Source organism: Ruegeria sp. CDSC068 (genome assembly GCF_059610545.1).
Genome location: NZ_JBXWNV010000010.1, coordinates 154,759 through 176,356, shown reverse-complemented (window position 1 = coordinate 176,356; position 21,598 = coordinate 154,759). Strand labels below are relative to the sequence as shown.

Annotated in this window: 12 protein-coding genes; 10 read left to right on the top strand and 2 right to left on the bottom strand. The window is 56.4% G+C overall.

The window, feature by feature from the left end:
* Positions 1–386: 386 nt before the first annotated feature.
* From AC2FID_RS19035 to AC2FID_RS19000, 8 genes are all read left to right on the top strand, one after another.
* Positions 387–1,358 carry an alpha/beta hydrolase gene (locus AC2FID_RS19035; protein WP_108861693.1) on the top strand — a complete coding sequence of 324 codons (972 nt, stop codon included), beginning with the start codon at positions 387–389 and terminating at the stop codon, positions 1,356–1,358.
* A gap of 169 nt (positions 1,359–1,527) precedes the next feature.
* A complete protein-coding gene (locus tag AC2FID_RS19030) occupies positions 1,528–3,108 on the top strand; it encodes an ABC transporter substrate-binding protein (protein WP_282120968.1) in 1,581 nt (526 codons plus the stop codon).
* A 126-nt stretch (positions 3,109–3,234) separates the two neighbouring features.
* On the top strand, positions 3,235–4,800 hold the full coding sequence (locus AC2FID_RS19025; RefSeq protein WP_496757901.1) for an ABC transporter substrate-binding protein: 1,566 nt from the start codon (positions 3,235–3,237) through the stop codon (positions 4,798–4,800).
* A gap of 173 nt (positions 4,801–4,973) precedes the next feature.
* A complete protein-coding gene (locus AC2FID_RS19020) occupies positions 4,974–5,951 on the top strand; it encodes an ABC transporter permease (RefSeq protein ID WP_496838192.1) in 978 nt (325 codons plus the stop codon).
* Positions 5,948–6,898: an ABC transporter permease gene (locus AC2FID_RS19015; protein ID WP_496838191.1), complete on the top strand. Its 951-nt coding sequence runs from the start codon at positions 5,948–5,950 to the stop codon at positions 6,896–6,898. The genes AC2FID_RS19020 and AC2FID_RS19015 overlap by 4 nt, the downstream gene beginning before the upstream one ends.
* Positions 6,899–6,902: 4 nt before the next feature.
* A complete protein-coding gene (locus AC2FID_RS19010) occupies positions 6,903–8,612 on the top strand; it encodes an ABC transporter ATP-binding protein (protein ID WP_496838189.1) in 1,710 nt (569 codons plus the stop codon).
* A 132-nt stretch (positions 8,613–8,744) separates the two neighbouring features.
* A complete protein-coding gene (locus AC2FID_RS19005) occupies positions 8,745–12,008 on the top strand; it encodes an adenylate/guanylate cyclase domain-containing protein (RefSeq protein WP_496838187.1) in 3,264 nt (1,087 codons plus the stop codon).
* 16 nt (positions 12,009–12,024) lie between these two features.
* Positions 12,025–13,188 carry a hypothetical protein gene (locus AC2FID_RS19000; protein WP_496723596.1) on the top strand — a complete coding sequence of 388 codons (1,164 nt, stop codon included), beginning with the start codon at positions 12,025–12,027 and terminating at the stop codon, positions 13,186–13,188.
* On the opposite strand, the gene AC2FID_RS18995 is transcribed toward AC2FID_RS19000, so the two are convergent.
* Entirely contained in the window at positions 13,185–16,823 is a 3,639-nt protein-coding gene (locus tag AC2FID_RS18995) for a flavoprotein (protein ID WP_496838186.1), read from the bottom strand. The two genes, AC2FID_RS19000 and AC2FID_RS18995, sit on opposite strands and share 4 nt — an antisense overlap.
* Positions 16,824–17,240: 417 nt before the next feature.
* Here AC2FID_RS18995 and AC2FID_RS18990 point away from each other — a divergent pair, with 417 nt between their 5' ends.
* Positions 17,241–18,347, top strand: coding sequence for a saccharopine dehydrogenase family protein (locus AC2FID_RS18990; RefSeq protein ID WP_496838185.1), 1,107 nt, complete (start codon positions 17,241–17,243; stop codon positions 18,345–18,347).
* 18 nt (positions 18,348–18,365) lie between these two features.
* Positions 18,366–19,862, top strand: coding sequence for an L-piperidine-6-carboxylate dehydrogenase (gene amaB / locus AC2FID_RS18985; RefSeq protein ID WP_496838183.1), 1,497 nt, complete (start codon positions 18,366–18,368; stop codon positions 19,860–19,862).
* A gap of 45 nt (positions 19,863–19,907) precedes the next feature.
* Here amaB and AC2FID_RS18980 read toward each other — a convergent pair whose 3' ends face one another.
* Positions 19,908–21,485 carry a DUF5928 domain-containing protein gene (locus AC2FID_RS18980; protein WP_496838182.1) on the bottom strand — a complete coding sequence of 526 codons (1,578 nt, stop codon included), beginning with the start codon at positions 21,483–21,485 and terminating at the stop codon, positions 19,908–19,910.
* Between the last annotated feature and the right edge of the window lie 113 nt (positions 21,486–21,598).

Sequence of the window (21,598 nt, the reverse complement as noted above, 5' to 3'; positions counted from 1 at the left end):
TCACAAAATGGGGCAGAACAATCAGCCAAATCACTCCATCACTCATAACAACACCAATCAACGCTGCAGTGAATTAGGTCGCTTCGGCACAGGACCCAGCCGGAGTCGGATCTTGGCCGTAAGGCCGCCTCTGGAATGGTTAAACCCTGTCGCAGAGCCCCTCGGTCGGCTCTTGATGCCTGATGATGACCGCGAGCTATGAGGCTAAAGCACGGGCGGAGCCGCCCCAGTTTCGTTCAGGGCGTCCATGACCGACCCAATGTGAAACCCTTTGTGTAAATACGACCATAGATACGACCATAGATACGGTCAGAGTTCCGGGATTTCTGTGTCGCCTACGCGGTCGACTTGTTAGGCTGGTTCCATCCTGAACAGGAGGGGCTTTCATGCTTTTTATAACGAACAGATTTCCAACCCAAAGTATTCGCACCCGTAAAGGACGTCGCTTCACTTTTGATCTGGACAACAACGCACCTTCGAATTCGGTGTTCTATTGTGAAAAAGGCGAGGATGAACACCACACCGAAATTACCAGCAAAGAGCTCTTGCGGCGGGTGCGCGACAGCGATTGCCGTCAGATCCTGTTATACTTGCACGGGTTCAACAACCTGCCCGACGATGTGTTTCAAACAACGGCCGAGCTTCAGCGTCTGTGCGATCAGGCCAAACCCGGTGAAGTGATGGTGTTGCCTCTGATCTGGCCCAGCGACGCCAAGCAGGGGATCGTTCAGAAATACTGGGATGACCAGAAATCCGCGGACCAAAGCGGCTTTTCCTTTGCGCGGGTGCTGGAGCGTTTCCTGGAATGGCGCAACAGTGAGGATAACGAGCCCGAATCTGCCCCCTGCCTGAAACGGATCAACCTGCTGGCGCATTCGATGGGCAATCGGGTTTTGCGCCAGACGTTGATGGAATGGGATCGGTATGATCTGGCGTCGGGCGTGCCGCTGTTGTTTCGCAACACGTTCATGGTTGCCGCAGATGTCGTCAATGAAACCGTGCATGAACATGAGCCCGGTGTGCTGGTCAGCCATGCGTCGCGGAATGTGGTTGTTTATTTCGCATCCGACGATCTCGCGCTGCGGGCCAGCAAGGCAGCAAACCTCAAGAACAAAGTGGCGTCTCGCCGTTTGGGTCATACGGGGCCAGAGAATATCGATCGAACGCCGCATAACATATTTCAGGTCGACTGTGACGATATCAATACGGCCTATGACACCCCCACCGGCCACAAGTATTTTGGTCCGGTTTCGCCGGGCGGCGAGGCAGGCCTGGTGTTCCGGCATATTTTTCAATGCGTCCAATCCGGGCGCGTTTTCCCGGATGATCCGCATCAGCGCTCGGTCATTCTGCGCTGAATCGGGTGTTCGCGATATGTCGGCTTTTCAAATTTGATCGGAAATCCAAATAGTTCACAATCTGGTGTTGCAACCTTCAGAATGATCTGGATGATCAGCACTACCAAGACCGACAAAACCGGTCTGCCGTTCCACGGAACGGTACTAACGAAAAAACGGGGAGATTATAATGATCCTGAAGAACTTGATGATCGCTGCCAGTGCGACCGCATTGATGGCGGGTGCCGCATCGGCGGAAACGCTGCGATGGGCACGTGCTGGTGACGCGCTGACGCTGGATCCGCACTCGCAAAACGAAGGCCCGTCACACACAATACGGCACCAGATGTACGAGCCGCTGATCATTCGCGACGTAACAGGCGCGTTTGAACCTGCGCTGGCGACCGAGTGGGGGCCCAAGGCGGATGACCCGAATGTTTGGGTCTTCAAACTGCGCGAAGGCGTGAAATTCCATGATGGCGCGGACTTCAACGCCGAAGACGTGGTGTTCAGCTTTGAGCGGGCCAAGCAGCCGAATTCGGACATGAAAGAGCTGATCGGCTCGATCACCGAAGTGCGCGCGGTCGACGATTACACCGTCGAGATCGTCACCGATGGTCCGAACCCGATCCTGCCGTCGAACCTGACCAACCTGTTCATTCTGGACAAAGGCTGGGCCGAGGCAAACAACACTGTCAATGTGCAGGATTTCGAGGGTGGCGAGATCACCTTTGCCACCACCAACGCCAACGGTACGGGGCCTTATGTCCTTCAAAGCCGCGAGCCTGACGTCAAAACCGTGATGGTGCGCAACGACAACTATTGGGGCATCGACCAGTTCCCCATGGAAGTGACCGAAATCGTCTATACCCCCATCCAGAACGCTGCGACCCGCGTGGCGGCGATGCTGTCGGGTGAGGTGAACTTCCTGCAGGATATGCCGGTTCAAGACATTGACCGCGTCAATGGTGCCGATGGCCTGATGGTCAAGCAAGCCCCACAGAACCGTGTGATCTTCTTTGGCATGAACCAGGGTGCGGACGATATCGAAGCAGACAACGTAGACGGCAAGAATCCTCTGGCCGATGTGCGTGTGCGTCAGGCGATGTCGATGGCGATCAACCGTGATGCGATCAAGCAGGTCGTTATGCGCGGCCAGTCGCAGCCTGCGGGCATGATCGCACCGCCTTTCGTGAACGGCTGGACCGAAGCGATGGACGGCGAATCCGCCACTAATCTGGAAAAAGCCAAGGAACTGATGGCAGAGGCAGGTTATGCCGATGGCTTTTCGCTCCGGTTGGACTGCCCGAATGATCGATACATCAACGATGAAGGGATCTGTCAGGCGGCCGTTGGGATGTTGGGCCAGATCGGCGTGACCGTGAATCTGGACGCAAAGCCCAAGGCGCAGCACTTCCCGCTGATCACCGACGGCAAGACTGACTTCTACATGCTGGGTTGGGGTGTTCCGACATATGACTCGGAATACATTTTCAACTTCCTTGTCCACGGTCGCGAAGACGACATCGGCACATGGAACGGAACCGGCTATCAGGACGACGCGCTGGACACGAAGATCAAGTCGCTCGCTTCGAACACCGACCTGGACGCCCGGAATGCCGACATCGCGGACATCTGGCGTGTCGTGCAGGATGAGGCGCTTTACATCCCCATTCATCACCAGGTTCTGAACTGGGGTATGGCTGACGGTGTCGGCATCGAAGTGGATGCCGAAGACCAGCCCAAGGTCAAATACTTCACCATTAAGTAAGTCAAAACCTTTGACGATCAGACAGGGCGCGATTTTCGCGCCCTGTTTTTTGTTGCGATCTGAGATTTCCTTGCGCATGCGGCAAAAACCAAGAAAACTCGACCACAGAAACAGGGAGACATAACAATGATCCTCAGGAACAGCGCCATTGGCATTGCAATGCTGGCTGCCACCAGTGTTCAAGCTGCAGATTTCAAATGGGCCTCCACCACGGACCCGCAAACCATGGACCCGCACGCGGTCAATTCGGCTCCGGTTCTGGGATTTCTTAACAACGTCTACGAAGGACTGGTCCGCCGCGACAAGGACATGAGTGTTCAGCCCGCCCTGGCTGTCAGCTGGGAGCCGATTGGCGAAGGCGACGGTTGGCGCTTCAAACTGCGTGAGGGCGTGACCTTCCACGACGGCAGTACCTTTGATGCGCAGGACGTTCTGTTCAGCTATCAGCGCGCCTCGGGCGAGGCTGCGGATACCCGCAGCTGGTTTGCGCCGGTCAGTGAGGTGATCGTGGTCGACGATTATACCGTCGATATCATGACGACCGCGCCGAACCCGTTGTTCCCGTCTTCAATTGCCAACTGGATGATCATGGATCAGGGCTGGACTGAAGCCAATGATGCCGCCGTTCCGGACAAAGAGGCCGGAAATTTTGCGACGATCAACGCCAATGGCACCGGTGCATTCATGGTCACCGAGCGTGAGCCTGGCCTGAAAACCGTACTGGAGCCTCATGAGGGCTGGTGGGGCGACGTCGAGCACAATATCACCCGCGCCGAGTTTAACCCGATCCAGAACCCCGCAACCGCCGTTGCGGCGCTATTGTCGGGCGATGTGGATATGATCAACCCGGTGCCAATCCAGGACGTAGCGCGCCTGCAGGAAGACAGTGATGTCGAAGTCATCAAGGGGATCGAGGCCCGTGTAATCATGCTGGGCTTTGATCATGAAGCCGAGACGCTGAAATACACGGACGATGAAGGCAAGCCTAACCCGTTCCGCGATCCGCGCGTCCGCAAGGCAGTGGCGCAGGCCGTGAATGTCGATGCCATTCTGGCCACCATCATGCGCGGCAATGCCGAAGCGGCCTCGCAATTGGTGAGCCCAGCCATGAGCGGCTATTCTGCGGCCCATGCCGAACGTCCCGCATTTGACGTTGAGGGTGCCAAGGCTTTGCTGGCCGAGGCAGGATATGCCGACGGGTTCTCATTTGGACTGAAATGCCCCAATGACCGCTATCTGAACGACGAAGCGGTGTGTCAGGCCGTAGTCAGCATGCTGGCCCAGATCGGGATCACGGCCGAGCTGGAAGCGATGCCCGTGCGCAACTACTGGCCCGAGCTGCGCGAGGATAACTATGACATGTATCTGCTGGGTTGGAGCCCCGGAACGTTTGACGCGGAACACCCAGTCCGGTTCCTAGTCGCGACGCCAAACGAAGAGAAAAAGCTGGGCAGCTGGAATTTCGGCGGCTTCTCGAACGCACGCGTGGATGAACTGCTGCCTGCCATCCAATCTGAGCTGGATGAGACTAAGCGTCAGGCCATGCTGGACGAAGTGGCTAAGATCATTCAGGACGAACAGGTCTATGTGCCCATGTATGTGCAGCCACTGGTCTGGGGCACGCGCAGCAATGTCGAGCTGACACAGCGCCCCGACAACTTCTTTTTGCTGCGCTGGGTGACCGTGAACTGAAGACGTTTTAGCATTGGATTGGCGAGGGCCGGTTCGGCACCGCCAATCCGCATCGTACCCTGCATAAAACCGATGACGCAGGAAATAAGGATCGCTCTGATACCATCCCGTTAGCGATACCTTGACCATTTAGCCGACCCGTGCATAGAGAAGCGGATCAATGGGGAAAGTGAATGTTCGCATATATCGTCCGAAGGATGCTCCAATCCGTGATCGTACTGCTGGTCGTGGGTCTGGTCGCATTTTCTATGTTCCGGTTTGTCGGCGATCCGATCGACAACATGCTGGGTCAGGAACGTACGCAAGCCGATATCGACCGGCTGCGGGCTGAACTGGGGCTGGATCAGCCGTTTCCGGTTCAGTACTACAAGTTTCTGAAAAATGCCGTTCAAGGCAATTTCGGTGTGTCTTATCGTCAGGGACGTCCTGTCTCGACCATCATAGCCGAGCGCGCGCCGGCCACACTGGAACTGGCTTTTGTTTCCGGCTTTCTGGCAATCACCATGGGGATTGCGCTGGGCGTGTTCACAGCCATCCGACGACAAGGGATTGCTGCGAATATCATCATGACCGTTTCCCTGATCGGGGTGTCCCTACCGACTTTCCTGATCGGGATCTTATTGATCTACATTTTCTCGGTTGAATTAGACCTCTTACCCAGCTTCGGGAGGGGCGAGACCGTTATGATTGGCAACTGGTCCACCGGCTTCTTGACGACTTCTGGCCTCAAGGCGCTGATCCTGCCTGCGATTACGCTGGGTCTGTATCAGATGACGCTGATCATGCGCCTGGTCCGGTCGGAAATGCTTGAGGTGTTGCGCGCCGATTATGTCCGGTTTGCACGCGCTCGCGGTTTGTCGGACCGGGTGATCAACTTCCGCCACGCGCTTAAGAACACTATGGTTCCCGTGATCACGATCACCGGTCTGCAGCTGGGTTCGATCATCGCGTTCGCCATCATCACCGAGACGGTGTTCCAGTGGCCGGGCGTTGGCCTGCTGTTCATCAACGCGATCCAGTTTGTCGATATCCCTGTCATGGCCGCTTATCTGATGTTGATTTCGGTCATGTTCGTTTCGATCAACCTGATCGTCGATCTTCTTTATTATGCCATTGACCCGCGCCTGCGTGTCGACGCGAGGGCCACATGACCGATACCATCGAAACCCCGACCGCCCCAACCAAATCGCGATTTTCCAAGTTCTGGGACAGCGATTTTGCGTGGTCCTTCCGGCATTCTCCGGTTGCCTTGATCGCCTCACTGGTGGTGCTGATCCTTTTGCTGGCCGCCGTTTTTGCCCCGGTCATCGCACCCTATAATCCGTTTGATCCGGCATCGCTGAACCTGATGAACGGCTTTACGCCGCCGGGCACGCCCAATGCCTTTACGCAGGAAACCTTCTTTTTGGGGACCGACGATCAGGGACGCGACGTATTCTCGACCATTCTATATGGCATGCGCATCTCATTGTTTGTCGGCGTGTCAGCCGTGATGCTGGCGCTGATCATAGGTGTCATCCTTGGGCTGGTTGCAGCGTATTTTGGCGGTTGGGTCGAGACGCTCATCATGCGGATTGCCGATGTGCAGCTGACCTTCCCGGCCATTCTGGTTGCAATGCTCATCTTTGGTATCGCCAAGGGCGTCACGCCTCCCGAATACCGCAACGAAATGGCGATTTATGTTCTGATCATCGCAATTGCCCTATCTGATTGGGTGCAATTTGCGCGGGTCGTACGCGGCGCTGCGCTGGTGGAAAAGAACAAGGAATACGTACAGGCCGCCCGTCTGATCGGGCGCGGGCCAATTCCGATCATGTTCCGCCATATACTGCCCAATGTCCTCAGCCCGGTTCTGGTGATCGCCACGATCTCGCTGGCGCTGGCAATTATCGCCGAGGCAACGCTCAGCTTTCTGGGTGTCGGTGCACCGCCGACCCAACCGTCGCTGGGAACACTGATCCGTATCGGACAGGGCTTCCTGTTCTCGGGTGAGTGGTGGATCCTGTTCTTCCCGGCCTGCACCCTTCTGGCGCTGGCCCTGTCTGTCAACCTGCTGGGCGACTGGCTGCGCGACGCGCTGAACCCCAAGCTGCGGTGATAACATGAGCCTTCTGACGATCAACGATCTGACGGTCGAATTCCCGACGCGCCGCCAACTTTTTACCGCCGTGGACCACGTGGACCTGTCCGTTGAACCGGGCGAGATCCACGGTCTGGTGGGCGAATCCGGTGCGGGCAAATCCACAATCGGAGCGGCCATCATGGGTCTGCTGGACCGGCCCGGCCGGATTGCCAGCGGCACCATCAAACTGAGCGGCGACCAGATCAGTGGTCTGGATGCCGTCGCAATGCGCGGCCTGCGTGGCAAGAAAATCTCGATGATCTTCCAGGATCCTCTGACCTCGCTGAACCCGTTGTTTACCGTACGCGAACAGCTGACCGAGACGATCCAGGCCCATTTGGGCGGAACGGATGCCGAGGCGAACCAGCGTGCCCGTGATCTGATCGACCGGGTGGGCATTCCTGACCCGGACACGCGGTTGGACCAATATCCGCACCAGTTCTCGGGCGGGATGCGGCAGCGTGTGGTCATCGCTCTTGCGCTGTGCACCGAGCCGGACGTGATTATCGCGGATGAACCGACCACGGCGCTGGACGTGTCCGTTCAGGCGCAGATTCTGGACCTGATCAAAGAGCTGGCGCTGGAACGGCAGGTTGGCGTTATCCTGATCACTCACGACATGGGCGTGATCGCGGATACCACGGACAAGGTGACGGTCATGTATGCGGGCAAGGTGGTGGAAACCGGCCCGACGTCTCAGGTCATGGGTCAGCCCACGCACGAATACACCAAGTCACTGATCGCCGCCGTTCCGCGCCCGACTCTGAAGCTGCACCGCTTTCCGCAGATCAGCTATGGTGGGCGCGAGACCCGTTTTGCCATCGACGATATGGCCCGGCACTGGCCTAAGGTGGAGAATGACACCAGCAAACCGGTGTTCGAAATCCGCAATCTGACCAAGAAGTTTCTGCAGCGCAAAGGCCTGCTGCCGTGGGACCGCACTTATTTCACTGCCGTTGACGATGTCAGCTTTGACATTCGTGCGGGTGAGGTGTTCGGGGTCGTGGGTGAATCCGGCTCTGGGAAGTCTACCATCGCGCGGATGATCGCGGGGCTGTACCCGGTTGATGGCGGTACGATCACCTTTGAGGGGCAGGTGGTCAGTGATCTGACCAACAGGGCCGCGTTGGATGCCTATCGCAAGAACATCCAGATGATCTTCCAGGACCCTTATTCGTCGCTGAACCCCCGGATGCGGGTCGACGATATCGTGGCCGAACCGATCCGCCATCATAAGCTGATGGAAGGGTCCGACATCAAGCGCCGCGTGGACGAGCTGTTGGATCAGGTCGGGCTGGGCCATGAGGCCGGGCTGAAATACCCGCACGAATTCTCGGGCGGTCAGAGGCAACGGATCTCGATTGCCCGCGCGCTGGCGACGCAGCCGCGGTTCCTGATCTGTGACGAACCGACCAGCGCCCTGGACGTGTCAATTCAGGCGCAAATCCTGAACATCCTGAAAGATTTGCAGGAACATCTGGGTCTGACGCTGCTGTTTATCAGCCACGACCTTCCGGTGGTGCGTCAGATGTGCGACCGGGTGGCCGTGATGAAGCAGGGCAAGGTGGTTGAGCTGCAGGAAACCAACGAACTCTTCGCCAACCCGCAGACCGAATATGCAAGCGAGCTGCTGCGGTTGATGCCGAAACTGGACGATCTGTCGACGGATGGGCTAGAGGCCGAGATCTAATTCCAAAAACCCAATTGCCCGTCATGCGGGCAATTGGGTGTGCATATACATTAAAATATTCAAACTTTGCAGACTCATCCGGGTCTGTTGTGCTACGTCTGTCTTTGGAGTTGGGGGCTTCAGAGGGGCGAAATGTCTCAGGACCTTAGGGACTGGCTAAGCGCACTTGGATTATCTGACTACGCGCAAGCCTTTTTGGATAACAAAATTGATTTTGGAATTTTACCCGATTTGACGGGTGAAGACCTGATCGAAATCGGAGTCACTGCTGTCGGCGATCGCCGGCGGCTTTTGCGCGCGATTGCCGAGCTTGAGACGTTCGAAACCGCCCCTCCATTTCAGCCTGAGGAATCGCTGGAGCCTGCGAAGCGCCAGGTGACGGTCATGTTCGCCGATCTGACCGGTTTTACCCGGTTGACCAGTGAACTGGATGCCGAAGACATGCACGCGCTGCTCAACGCGTTTTTTACCAGGGTGGACAAGGTCGTCGAAAAATACGGTGGCCGGATCGACAAGCATATTGGCGATGCGGTCATGGCCGTGTTCGGCGCGCCGATCTCGCACACGAATGATACCGAACGAGCCGCACGGGCCGCGCTGGAAATTCACACGGTTCTGCCCGGCCTGAACCCTCCGCTGACCTGCCATATCGGGATTGCATCAGGACAGGTGATTGCCAGTACGACAGGCAGTCAGGCCCATACGGAATACACTGTGACAGGTGATGGTGTGAACCTGGCGTCGCGCATCACCGACATGGCAGCGCCGGGGGAAACTCTGGTTTCACATGACATTCAGCGTGCGTTAGGGCCGCTTTTTGTCGGTGAATCGATGGGCGAAAAGGCGATTAAAGGCCTTGGTGATCCGGTTGAGCTGTGGCGGCTGGACCGGATGGCGCGCAACATCCGGTCGCGCAGGCATCGCTTTGTGGGCCGCGAGCGAGAGCTGTCCCTGTTTTCGGCAACGTTCGATCGATGCCAGCGGCACGGTAAGGGTGAAGTCCATATCGTACTGGGCGAGCCGGGCATCGGCAAAACCCACCTGTCGGAACAGGTGGCTGAGCTGGCCGACGGCCTGTCCTATTCCGTCCACAATGGCGTGGTCATGGATTTCGGCGCGCGCGAGGGGCATTCAGCTATCCAATCCGTGACACGCAGTATTCTGGGGCTGGAGCCGACGGATGATACGGAAACCTGTGCATCTGTCGCGAAGGATGCAATTAGCAAGGGTTGGGTAACAGCGGCGAATGCCGCGCATCTGAATGCGCTGCTTGAGCTTGAACAAGACCCCGGTCTGGCCGAGGTCTATGCGGTGATGGACAATGCAACCCGTCTGCGGGGGCGGCGTCAGGTCATCGACGACCTGATTTTGGCCCGCAGCCAGGAAACGCCTTTGTTGATCCATATCGAGGATATCCACTGGGCTTCACCCGAGATCCTGACAGCTTGCGCCCATATCGCGGCGATGACACGTAATCTGCCCTGCGTGTTGCTAATGACCAGCCGCGTGGAAGGCGATCCGATCGACCGCGAATGGCAACTTGCGACGGATGGTGCCCTGATATCCAAGCTGGAACTGGCGCCGATGGGGGACGAACAAGCCCGACAACTGGTCGAAGAGTTCACCGGGATCGATCCTGAACTGTTAGACGCCTGCGTGAAACGCGCCGGGGGCAATCCGCTGTTTCTTGAGCAGTTATTGCGCAATATCGATGTGCTGAAACAGGAATCCGTTCCCGGCAGCATTCAGGGCATTGTTCAGTCCCGTCTGGATTCGCTGGACCGGACCAGCCGGACGTCGATTCAAGCGGCATCCGTGCTGGGGCAGAGGTTCTCGCCCGAAGTTTTGAATTTTGTTCTGGGTGAAGGGCATCTGGATACCTCGACCCTGATCCGCTCCGCCCTGATCCGCGAGGCTGAGGCCGATCTGATGTTTGCCCACGCGCTGATCCGCGACGGATCTTATGCAACTTTGGTGAAATCTGAACGCGCGCGCCTGCATCGTCAGGCCGCGAGTTGGTTTGAGGACCGTGACGCCACCCTGCGGGCACAACATCTGGATCGCGCGGGTGCAACCCATGCGGCCCAGGCTTATCTGGAAGCCGCGGACAAGCTGATACAGGTTTTTCAGTTCGACGATGCCAGCCCGTTGATCGAACGGGGGCTGGAACTGCCAGCACCCGCAGGGGTTCGCTTTGATCTGTTCTGCGCCCGGGGTGAGACGCACCGGTTGCAAGGCCTGTCCAATGATGCCCTGCGTGAATTCAAAGAGGCCGCAGAACTGGCCGAAACGGATGAACAAATCTGCCGTGCACAAATCGGCCTGGCGCAGGCTGCGCGGCAGGCCAGCCTGTATCAGGAAGCACTGGAAAGTCTGGATATTGCCGAGGCAGCCGCAGAACGCTGCGGGTCTGACCGTGACATTGCCCAGATCAACTATGTGCGCGGCAATGTATACTTCCCGCTGGGGCAGGTGACAAAGGCGCTTGAGAGTAATGAAAAGGCTCTAACACTGGCCAGAAAGCTTGAATCCGCACGACTTGAAGTTGGCGCGCTCAGTGGATTTGGCGACGCCAATTTCATGAATGCCACGATGCAGACCGCAACGGGGTTCTACACGCAGGCGGTCGAACGGGCGCGGGAAAAGGGTTTGGTCCGTGACTTGGCCGCAAACCTGCACAATCTGAGCGTCGCGCGTAGTTATACCGGCGAAATAGCGCAAGGAAAGCTGGATGCGCAGGAAGCCATTGAGGTGTCACAGAAGTATTTTGCCTTTGTTCCGGAATGCGTTGCGCAGACCTGTTTGGGTGTTGCACACACTTTTTTAGGAGAAATAGATCAGGCGCTGGACGCCTTCACCCTGTCTGCCGAGATCGCAAACCGTGTTGGTGCAAAACGCCTCGAGGCGCAGGCGCTTGAACATCTTGCCCGCACACAGGTCTATGCCGGGCAGCTGGAACAGGCGCGCGAAACCGGTCGCCGCGCGGTCGACATTGCCCTTGAGCACGGTCGGAATTTTGTCGGACCAAAAGCGCTGTCCGCCCTAGCCATGGCCGAAGAGGACCCAACTGCGCAGGATGAAAACCTAAAGCTTGGCGAGAAGATCATCGCCGAAGGCTGTGTTGGCCATAGCCACCTGCATTTCTATACGGATGCCGCTGCCGTCATGCTGGCGCGCAAGCAGTGGGACGAAGCCACGCGGTACGCAGATGCCTTGGCCGATTTCACAGCGGATGAGCCTTTGCCGATGGTTGATCTGTCGATCCTGCAGGCTCGAACACTGGCTGAATGCGGGGGTTGGGGCATTCCTGTGACGGCACATGAAGGGTTCGATGAATTGAAGGCGCGGTTTCAGAACCTGGGCATCAAGCAATCGCTGGTCGGGCCGCTGGACTAATCAGGTGAGGGGCTGAATGAGCATAGAAAAGAAAGTCTGGCTGATCTCGGGTTTTGTTACGCTGGGTCTGGCCCTTGTTCTGTTCAAACTCTGGATTGAACTGAACCATTTCGACGAGGATCCGACGCAACTGCCAGATCAGGCGTCGGTCGACGCTTACCTGCAAGACCTTCCAAATTTGCCAGGCTATCAGGTCAAAACTGGCATATTTATCAAATCCTTCAGTTTTACCGGTGCCAGTGATGTGCATGTCAGCGGCTATATCTGGCAGCATTATGAGGACGGTGTGCATGACGCCATCAAACCAGCCGAAGGCGAAGTGGGGTTCATCCTGCCGGAAGCTGCCGAGGCAGCGAGTGGCCTGATTGAAGAAGCCTACAGGATAGATGAGGGCGGGTCCGAGTTGATCGGCTGGTATTTTGAACAGACCTTGCGCCAGGCCTTTGACTATACCAGTTATCCGTTTGACCACAAAACCGTCTGGGTCCGTTTCTGGCCGGGCGAGTTTGACGTAAATGTGGCTCTAATCCCTGACTTTTCGGCCTATCCGGCCACGGGGCCGAACGATATCTTTGGCATCGACAACCGGATCGTCATGGGAACGTGGGAGCGTGAAAACACCTATTTCGACTACCGGCTGTCCGATCTGGATACGACCCTTGGCATTGGCAAGAACGAATATCAGACCAACCTGCCTGAACTGCACTATAATTTCGTCATCAAACGGAACTTTGCGAATGCTTTTATCGTCCACATGATCCCGCTGATTGTTGTGACGATGCTGCTGTTCGGGGCTGTCATGACAGTCACGCGACGCCCCAATCTGGTGGAACGGCACGATTTCAGTACGTCCAGCGTTATCGGCACCTGCTCAGTCTTGTTTTTCGTGATCCTGCTGGCGCATGTGCAATTGCGCGAAGGCTTCGCCGGATCTCCTGTGATCTACATGGAATCGTTCTTTTTCCTGATGTATTTCCTGCTGCTGGCAGTGTCGGTAAACACCTACTTCTTTGCAGCCGAGGCCGTGCCGTCCCTGTGGTTCATCCACTATAAAGACAACCTGATTCCCAAGGCCTGTTTCTGGCCCTTTGTCCTGTCGTGCATGGTGATCATCACGGCCTATAACCTCAGCCTCAAGGACAGCCCTAAGGATGAGGTCGGGATACAGGTTCAAAACTAGGCGGGCGGCTGCCACCCGGGTTTTAATGTGCCTGTGGCCATGTCCAGCGTGTATTCCCCGACAACCCCGGCTGCGCCCTTCTCCAACTGATCCAGATACTTGGTGGGCTGCGCGATCACATAGGCATATGCGGGTTTCATTACGCCCTCGATCAGCACGTTGATCCGCTTACGGACGTAGACGTTCTCGGGTGATCCAGGTTCGTAAAAACCTTCGAGCTTGTCGAGTTCTTTCATACCGGACGAAGTCACCCGATACACCTCTCCGTGGATTGGTTTGCCACGGCCTTTCTGGTCGACCAGCGTGGCCATCCGATGCAGGTAACCACAATTCGGATTATCGCAATGCGGCTCATGCGGCACGATCAGGGGCATTCGCTGTCGGGTCACGGCCTTGCCAACGAAATCATCCAGCACGTCTGTGTGGGCCTCATGGTTCGGGAAGCCTTTCTTCAACGAACCATAGGTGAAGTAGAGATAGGTACGTTCACGGTCATCTACGACATCGTCTTCGCTCTCTTCTTCGATCTCCGCAAGTGTGTGGCTGTTGGCCCAGTCATCCAGCATGGCCAGCACTTCATTCGAGATTTTGGCTTCATTGACGTCCTCGGCGTTTTTGGGGCTTTGCAGGAAGTGGATGCACGAACTTGCGTCAATGCCATCTGCGGCCAACAGTGTTTTGACCATATCAACCGAGTTGTTCATCACCGCCACGTGCAGGCTGGTAAACCCATGGTCGTTGGTCGCATTCACGTTGATGCCGCGCCGTATCAGCTCTTGCGCGGCCTCAATGTCAGGTTTGCCCAAGCCCTTTCCGTTTTCATGCAACTCACCTTCGCCGCCAGCTGCGTAATGCAACAGCGTATCGCCATTGTGCTCATCCACGATGTCGATCCCAGCCATCCCGTTTTCAATCGCGTCGAAAACACGGCGCCATTGCGCGAACTCATCCGAAGCTGCGGCTTCTTGCGCCCATTTGCAGATGTTGTGCTCCTGATCGGCTAGTTCCTCGAACGCTTCGTCCAGAACTTCCATAATCTGGTCCGGGGTAGCCATCATACCGATCCCCATCATGCCGTTCGACAGCCGCCCTTTGCGGGGACCGACCAGATCAACACCCAGATCGCGCAGCTTTTCGACATTCCTTTGGGTTGTGACGTTGTTCCACATGTTGGTGTTACACGCCGGGCAAAGGATCGCCGGTTTGTTCCGGTACTGCCAGGCGACAAAGACCGAGGTCAAAAGGTTGTCGGCAATCCCATTGGCGATCTTGCCCATTGTATTGCAGGTCACGGGTGCCACGATCACGCAATCGGCCCAATCACACAACGCAAGATGTGAGGCGCGCAGCGGCATGCCGAACTTGGTGTATCGAAAGTTCCATTCGTCGTCGTCGCGGTAATAGTCGTTGTGAGAGATATAGTCCTCGACCTTTTCCGGCTCATACCCCCTTTCAATCTCGACGCCCTTTTCGATCTCTATATCGCGAAAGAACCTTTCAGCGGACACTGAAGGGATCAGTTTCACATTGTGGCCGGCATCGGTGATTTTCTTCACCAGTTGCGGCACCTTGTCCGCCGCCGATGATCCGCAAGCACACAGCAACACGTTGCGCTTTTCGCTGGGGGCATCGGTCAGTCCGCCCTTGGGGTACCCAAAGATGTTCTTGTCCAAGCTGGGGGATTCATGACGCAGCAGAACCGGCAACCCGGCCTTTTCCACGTCCTTCTGAAATTCACCTTTCAGGATACTGTCCACGATGTCGTTTCGCCGACCCAGACAAACGCCATTGAAAAACAGATACGGAACGGTTTCCTTACCGGTTCGGGCGATCAGTTGCCGGCGCATTTTCATAACATTTGCACCATGCCCCTCGACATCAATCAGCTTGATGTCGGTGATGCCGATATTGGCCAGGATACTGCGCAGCATGTAGGACCAGGGGTCTTCATCCGCATAAAACAGAACAAGTGGGTTGTTTTTGACGATCTGGTCTACGTCGCTGGGGTCTTCGGGTGGGTCCTGTTTTTCGATCACGAGCAAGGCCGGGTCCTTGAGGTCCCGAAGGCCGCGGAACAAATGCCCGCGCGGTGCCTGCCATACCTGTGAGGTTGCGGGGCTCATGTCCACAACCGTCACCATATCGGTTGCCTCTTTATAAGCGATACACAGGCACCAGAACTCCTCCAACAGGGCCGTTTCACGGAACGCATTCTTAGGGGGGCGTATGACCTCAGACCCCAGGACTTTATTGAAATCGATATTGATCATCAGATGACGAAGATCTTTGTGTTCGTTCAGACTTTGCAATTGGTGGTGGAACCAGTCTTCGGGTGAACTGACGTTTTTGTCCGAACGTTTGGCGTAGCTGCGGAAAGTGCTGCCCAGATGCACGTCCGGTTCCTGACTGAGGTACCGTTGCGCCATCGCGTGCATTTCCCGGGCTGTCGACACACGACTGAGCGCTTCGGCCAAATCGGTTTGCGTTGCCCTCAGCAGTTTGTCTTCGTCAACCTGTTCATCCCCAAGGATGGCCAGGCTTTCGGCAAGAACGCCCATCGAATTCATGTTCGGGCTAGCCCGCCGGAACAGGTTGCGCCGCTTTTTGGGGTCCTTGGCTAGGTATTGCGTACTGTCGACATAATTGCAGTCCTGCTTCAGGGTTTGCAGGTATGTTTTGACAGCGTCTAGCGCCGAAAACCGCAGCATCCCCCGTGATCGCATCGACGTTCCGTCGCGGTCGGTCATCCCGGCCCACAGTCGATCAATGGTTGTCACCCATAGCTTGCCGTACTTTTCCGGGTGAACGTCCATCATATGCACAAGGCCGGTGCTTGGGTTGCACTTTGCGATAATGGCGAAATGGCCACCCGGCATGTTTTCCTTGCCATGTGCGACACCGACTTGAAAATTCGCCACAAGAATATCGTTCTTTCCACCCAGTCGATTGGATTCGTCTATTGCCTCAAGCAGCAAATCCACGGATGTCGTGGCCTCATCCATGAAATAGGCCTGCACCTGAATGACATCGCGCAGGTCCTGAGTATGGATGAACGTGCAGGCAACATCGAAAAGTTCGCCCAGCGATATTCCGTCGTTTACGACAAACGAGGTCGGTAAGCCGCATTCGCGAAAGATGTCGTTGACTTCGTAGCTGAATCCAAGCGCCGACATGCTAAGGGCTGCAGCGGTCACGCTGCAGCAATTGATCGGCTGTTGATAGTTCTTCAGATGCACACTGACCAGATCGCCAAACAGCGTATCTTCACAGGCATCTTTAATCTTTTCCGGGATTGCCTTCCATTGGTGTTTGGGCAGATAGGCCAATCGGGTGCCCGGAGTGGCAAGCGCCTGAAGACTGACGGGAATGTCCTCGATTTCGAGATGTTCTTCGTAAAAATAGTCCCCGGTGTCTGCGGTCGCGAGAACCGCTTTGTCCTGCCGGAGCTGAACCATGCCGCCAAGGACCACAAACATACCTTCAGAGGGCAGGACCATCTCTTCGGATACTTCGTAGAACTCGAATTTCGAATGAATGACTGATAGATCCTTAGATGGCAGAACCTCGTCTATCAGGTTCAGATCGTCTTGGGATGGATTGAATGATTGAGAGCTTTCAATTGGATCTTTAGGCACGTCTTGTCCCCCCTGAACTTCGCCGTGAAAATTGTCAAAGACCCAACGCAGAAGCTTGTTTATGGGTCAGGCACCCATCGGTCATACGGAATAGAAAACCGGCCTGACGTAATTTCCCGCGCTGGGCGGACCGATTGAACATATTGATATGCGCGAACAAAACGGTCCAATTGAGCGTACTGTATAATATCTGAATATAAAAATCACTGGCGTTGTTGATTGGGCCAATTGCGTTGCAGCCATAGGGTGATCATGTCGTTCATCGTGCCGCCGAGCGCGGAAGCTCGCACAGGTGGTACGACGAATTGACAAAAATCTTGTCAATATGACAAGCATAACCACGATTTCGTCAAGATTGCCCCTGCGTTTCGGACAGAAGCGGCCTCATACTTTCAAAAACGAAAGAGGAGGCGCGTTTTGAGCTGGAACATTTGTGTCATCGGAGCAGGCAAGATCGGTCAGATGATCGCGACCTTGCTGAAGTCATCGGCCAATTACTCGGTCACAGTCGCCGACCGCGATTTGGCTGCGTTATCAGCATTGAACAAGCAGGGCATTTCGACCCGGCAAATCGATGTGAGCGACGAAGCGCAACTGACCGAAAGCCTGGGTGGGTTCGATGCCGTAATCTCCGCGGCCCCGTTCTTTCTGACGCCGAAGATTGCCAAAGCGGCCCAGGCCGCTGGTGCACATTACTTTGACCTGACCGAAGATGTCGCGGCGACCAATGCCGTGCGTGACTTGGCACAAGGCAGTGAAACGGCATTCATGCCGCAATGTGGCCTGGCGCCGGGTTTTGTTGGTATCGCGGGGGCATCGCTGGCGGCGGAATTCGATGAAATCGACAGCCTGCATATGCGGGTGGGGGCGCTGCCGCTCTATCCGACCAACGCGCTAAAATACAATCTGACCTGGTCCACCGACGGGTTGATCAACGAATACTGCAACCCTTGCGATGCCATCGTAAACGGTGAAAGGGTTAAGACCGCTCCGCTGGAAGACTACGAGCTTCTTGGTCATGACGGGGTGGAATACGAATGCTTCAACACGTCCGGTGGCTTGGGCACCTTGCCCGAAACACTGGACGGCAAAGCGCGGGCGGTGTCTTACCGTTCGATCCGGTATCCGGGCCATTGCGATATCCTGAAATTGCTTCTCAAAGACCTGGGTCTGGAACACCGCCGCGATCTTTTGAAGGACATTTTTGAGACCGCCCTGCCGCGCACCGATCAGGATGTGGTGCTGGTCTATTGCACCGCAAAAGGCATGATCGACGGCGCGCTGCGCGAGAAATCCCTGATCAACAAGAGCTTTGCCCGCACCATCAACGGACAGGTCTGGAGCGCTATACAGGTCACCACGGCCGCAGGCGTTCTAGGCGTCGTCGATCTAATGCGGACAGGTGCTTTGCCTGCGAAAGGGTTTGTCCGGCAGGAACAGGTGAACCTGTCCGATTTCCTGAACACCGAATTTGGCCGGCTCTATCGCGCCGGCGACGTAACCGAACAGAACAAGGCGGCCTGAGATATGAAAGACATCGTGATGACAGCCCAAACAACCCTCGCCAATCTGGATCTGACCGAGGCCGAACTGACCGGCGGCACGCTCAAAGTGACGTCTCCAATTGATGGCAGCGTGTTGGCCGACGTGCATGAGACACCCGTTGCCGACATGGACGCCATCTTTGCCCGTTCTAAAACGGCGTTCAAAGAATGGCGGACAGTACCGGCCCCGCGCCGGGGTGAGCTGATCCGCCTGTTGGGAGAGGAACTGCGCGCCGCCAAGGACGATCTAGGTGCTCTGGTCAGTTGGGAGGCTGGCAAGATCACCTCGGAAGGTTTGGGCGAAGTGCAGGAGATGATCGACATCTGCGACTTTGCGGTTGGTCTTTCGCGTCAATTGTATGGTCTGACCATTGCGTCCGAGCGTCCGGGTCACCGGATGATGGAGACGTGGCATCCGGCAGGTCCGGTCGGGGTGATCTCGGCCTTCAACTTCCCGGTTGCGGTGTGGTCTTGGAATGCGGCACTGGCGCTGGTCTGCGGTGATCCGGTGATCTGGAAGCCGTCCGAGAAATCGCCGCTGACCGCGATGGCCTGCCAGAAAATCTTTGAACGCGCGCTGGCCCGGTTTGGCGATGCGCCGGACAACCTGCTGCAAACCCTGATCGGTGGTGCGGCGCTGGGCGAGGCCTTGGTCGCAAGCGAAGACGTTCCGGTTATCTCGGCCACCGGGTCCACCCGTATGGGTCGCGCCGTGGCACCTATCGTAGCACAGCGTTTTGGCAAGTGCATTCTGGAGCTGGGCGGCAACAATGCAATGATCGTTGGTCCTTCGGCCGATCTGGAAATGGCTGTCCGTGCGGTTGTGTTCTCGGCCGTCGGTACGGCCGGTCAGCGCTGCACCACGCTGCGTCGCCTGATCGTACATAACTCGATCCGCGAAGAATTGGTCGGCCGTTTGAAAAAAGCCTATGCGGGATTGCCCATCGGCAACCCACTGGTCGAAGGCACGTTGATTGGCCCGTTGGTAGACGAAGCCTCGGGCACGGCCATGACCGCAGCGCTTGAGGCTGCCAAGGCCGAAGGTGGAACGGTGCACGGTGGTCGTCGCGTGACCGAGGGTGTGCCTGCTGGTGTCTATATGGAACCGGCCATTGTCGAAATGCCAGGCCAGACGGCGGTTGTGAAAACCGAAACCTTTGCGCCGATCCTCTACGTCATGGGCTATGACGATTTTGATGATGCGATTGAGCTGCAGAATGACGTTCCCCAAGGCCTGTCCTCTTGCGTGTTCACCCTGAACATGCGCGAGGCAGAGCAGTTCCTGACGGCAGCCGGGTCGGATTGCGGTATCGCCAACGTCAATATCGGCCCGTCAGGTGCCGAGATCGGCGGGGCCTTCGGTGGTGAGAAGGAAACTGGCGGTGGGCGCGAAAGCGGCTCGGACGCGTGGAAAGCCTACATGCGTCGTCAGACGAATACGGTGAACTACTCGGCTGAGCTGCCTTTGGCGCAGGGCGTCAAATTCGATATCTGAACCAATTATCCAGCGGCGCTTCGGCGCGCCGCTGGACGATCCGCGTTAATCCGCAAAAAGATAGTCAAGGCTCATGATGGCTTGCGCCTTGTCCAGCGACACGCCCAGAAACTCGGCAATCGCGGTCTCATTCTCAATATTTGAGTTGGTCTCGCGGATACGCAGGTATCCGTCGAACTCTGCCTCGCGGATCAATTCGGATTCGTGCACCAGTGAACTGCGCAGTGCTGGGATCAGACGGGCCACGGATTCCCGAGGACTGCTTTCTCCGGCCAACCCCACGCGGCGGGCGTGGCCGATCAGATAATCGTCGGAGTACTCGCACTCGATTTCCAGAACATGGCTGCGGGCCTGAACCGAGCAGAAATCCTGAATGATATCCAGATCTGCGGGATCCACGCACAAGACCAGCTTGTTGGAATCAAAGCTTTCAAACAGCATGCGCGCCACCGCGCGCCGGTGCCGCGTGCGCTTGGCCAGAGACGATTCAATGCCGCCCAGATCAGGCAAAGAAGTGTCTTCTTCATTGAACAGGTATTCCACGCAGGGAATGTCGGTTTCCGAGACGATCTGATCCACCAACCTCTTGGCAACATGCCATTTCTTGCTCACGATCAGAAACACTTCGCGCTCGGGGCCCAGTGAATTGCCTGCCTCCCAGAACCGTTGCGCATAGCGCCGCCCCACCCGGCCACGCCCTGTCAGAAAGCTGTACAGGTTGCGGCCTTCGTCCGAGATGTGAAAGGTCATCCCTTCGGTAGCGTACATCTGACCCAGCCTGTCCTTCAGCTCATGGGCTTCGGGGCTGATCTTGCGGGCGAACAGGTAATCTTGCGATAGAAGCAAGTCATAGTGATCGTTGTAGAACGTCACCGGCATGCCATAATCAGAGAACATCAGAAATGTGGGAGTGCGGTTGTCGATCTCAGTCTTGGGGATCAGATGGCGCACCAACGTCTGAAAAAAGGTCTCGTCCGGAATCCAGGTGGTCGAGAAAAACCGTTTCACATCCGGGCGTTTTTGCAGAAAATCCAGGATCATTTCGATGGTCCTGCGGCGCAGGCACCACCATTGGCTGCCGATCATTATCTGAACATCTGACGGAATCTCGCGCGTCAAACCAAACCGTTTTTGCAGATTGTACGACCCGTAAAACAGCTTGGCCTGTGTGCGTTCGTTGAAATAATGCCGATAGATCAGCCGGTCTTCAACCAAGCCGGTCTTGATCCAGTTGCTTTCCAGGAAATCATGGCTTTCGACGAAATCAACGTCGTGCTGGTTCAGAAAGTCGTGGATGTATTCAGCCGATTTGATCGGCATGCAGTCACCTGACACCATATAGAAATGAGTGGCGCGGGGAAACGCATCCACAGCGGCCTGCAGGGCGTTCAGCGTGGCCTGAACCAGTGACCAAGCCCCCCAGCCGCATTTGATGCGCTTGCTGGCAAACGTGACATTGGGGTTGTCTTTCAAAGCCTCGCGAATGCGTTCGAAAGCGGCCGCTCTGGCCCGCGCGTCAAAGTGGATCGCCATGCAATCCCCGGCTGCGGTCAGTTGCTCGGCCTGCGCGATGATTGCGTCAGGGTCTTTGTGACAAAGCAATATGTAGGCAATTCTTGCCATATTGGCCTATTGTTTTCCGTTTCTGCCCGTTTCCAACCGTGATACTGAGGATGAGCGATTGAATAAATAGAATATTTTTGGTTTTTTGGTTTCAAATGCTGGCGCGTCAATTT

Bases quoted from the DNA above. Each gene is read 5' to 3' on its own strand.
- AC2FID_RS19015 (WP_496838191.1), top strand. From the start codon at position 5,948: ATGACCGATACCATCGAAACCCCGACCGCCCCAACCAAATCGCGATTT.
- AC2FID_RS19005 (WP_496838187.1), top strand. From the start codon at position 8,745: ATGTCTCAGGACCTTAGGGACTGGCTAAGCGCACTTGGATTATCTGAC.
- AC2FID_RS19030 (WP_282120968.1), top strand. From the start codon at position 1,528: ATGATCCTGAAGAACTTGATGATCGCTGCCAGTGCGACCGCATTGATG.
- AC2FID_RS19000 (WP_496723596.1), top strand. From the start codon at position 12,025: ATGAGCATAGAAAAGAAAGTCTGGCTGATCTCGGGTTTTGTTACGCTG.
- AC2FID_RS19025 (WP_496757901.1), top strand. From the start codon at position 3,235: ATGATCCTCAGGAACAGCGCCATTGGCATTGCAATGCTGGCTGCCACC.
- AC2FID_RS19010 (WP_496838189.1), top strand. From the start codon at position 6,903: ATGAGCCTTCTGACGATCAACGATCTGACGGTCGAATTCCCGACGCGC.
- AC2FID_RS18980 (WP_496838182.1), bottom strand. From the start codon at position 21,485: ATGGCAAGAATTGCCTACATATTGCTTTGTCACAAAGACCCTGACGCA.
- amaB (WP_496838183.1), top strand. From the start codon at position 18,366: ATGACAGCCCAAACAACCCTCGCCAATCTGGATCTGACCGAGGCCGAA.
- AC2FID_RS19035 (WP_108861693.1), top strand. From the start codon at position 387: ATGCTTTTTATAACGAACAGATTTCCAACCCAAAGTATTCGCACCCGT.
- AC2FID_RS19020 (WP_496838192.1), top strand. From the start codon at position 4,974: ATGTTCGCATATATCGTCCGAAGGATGCTCCAATCCGTGATCGTACTG.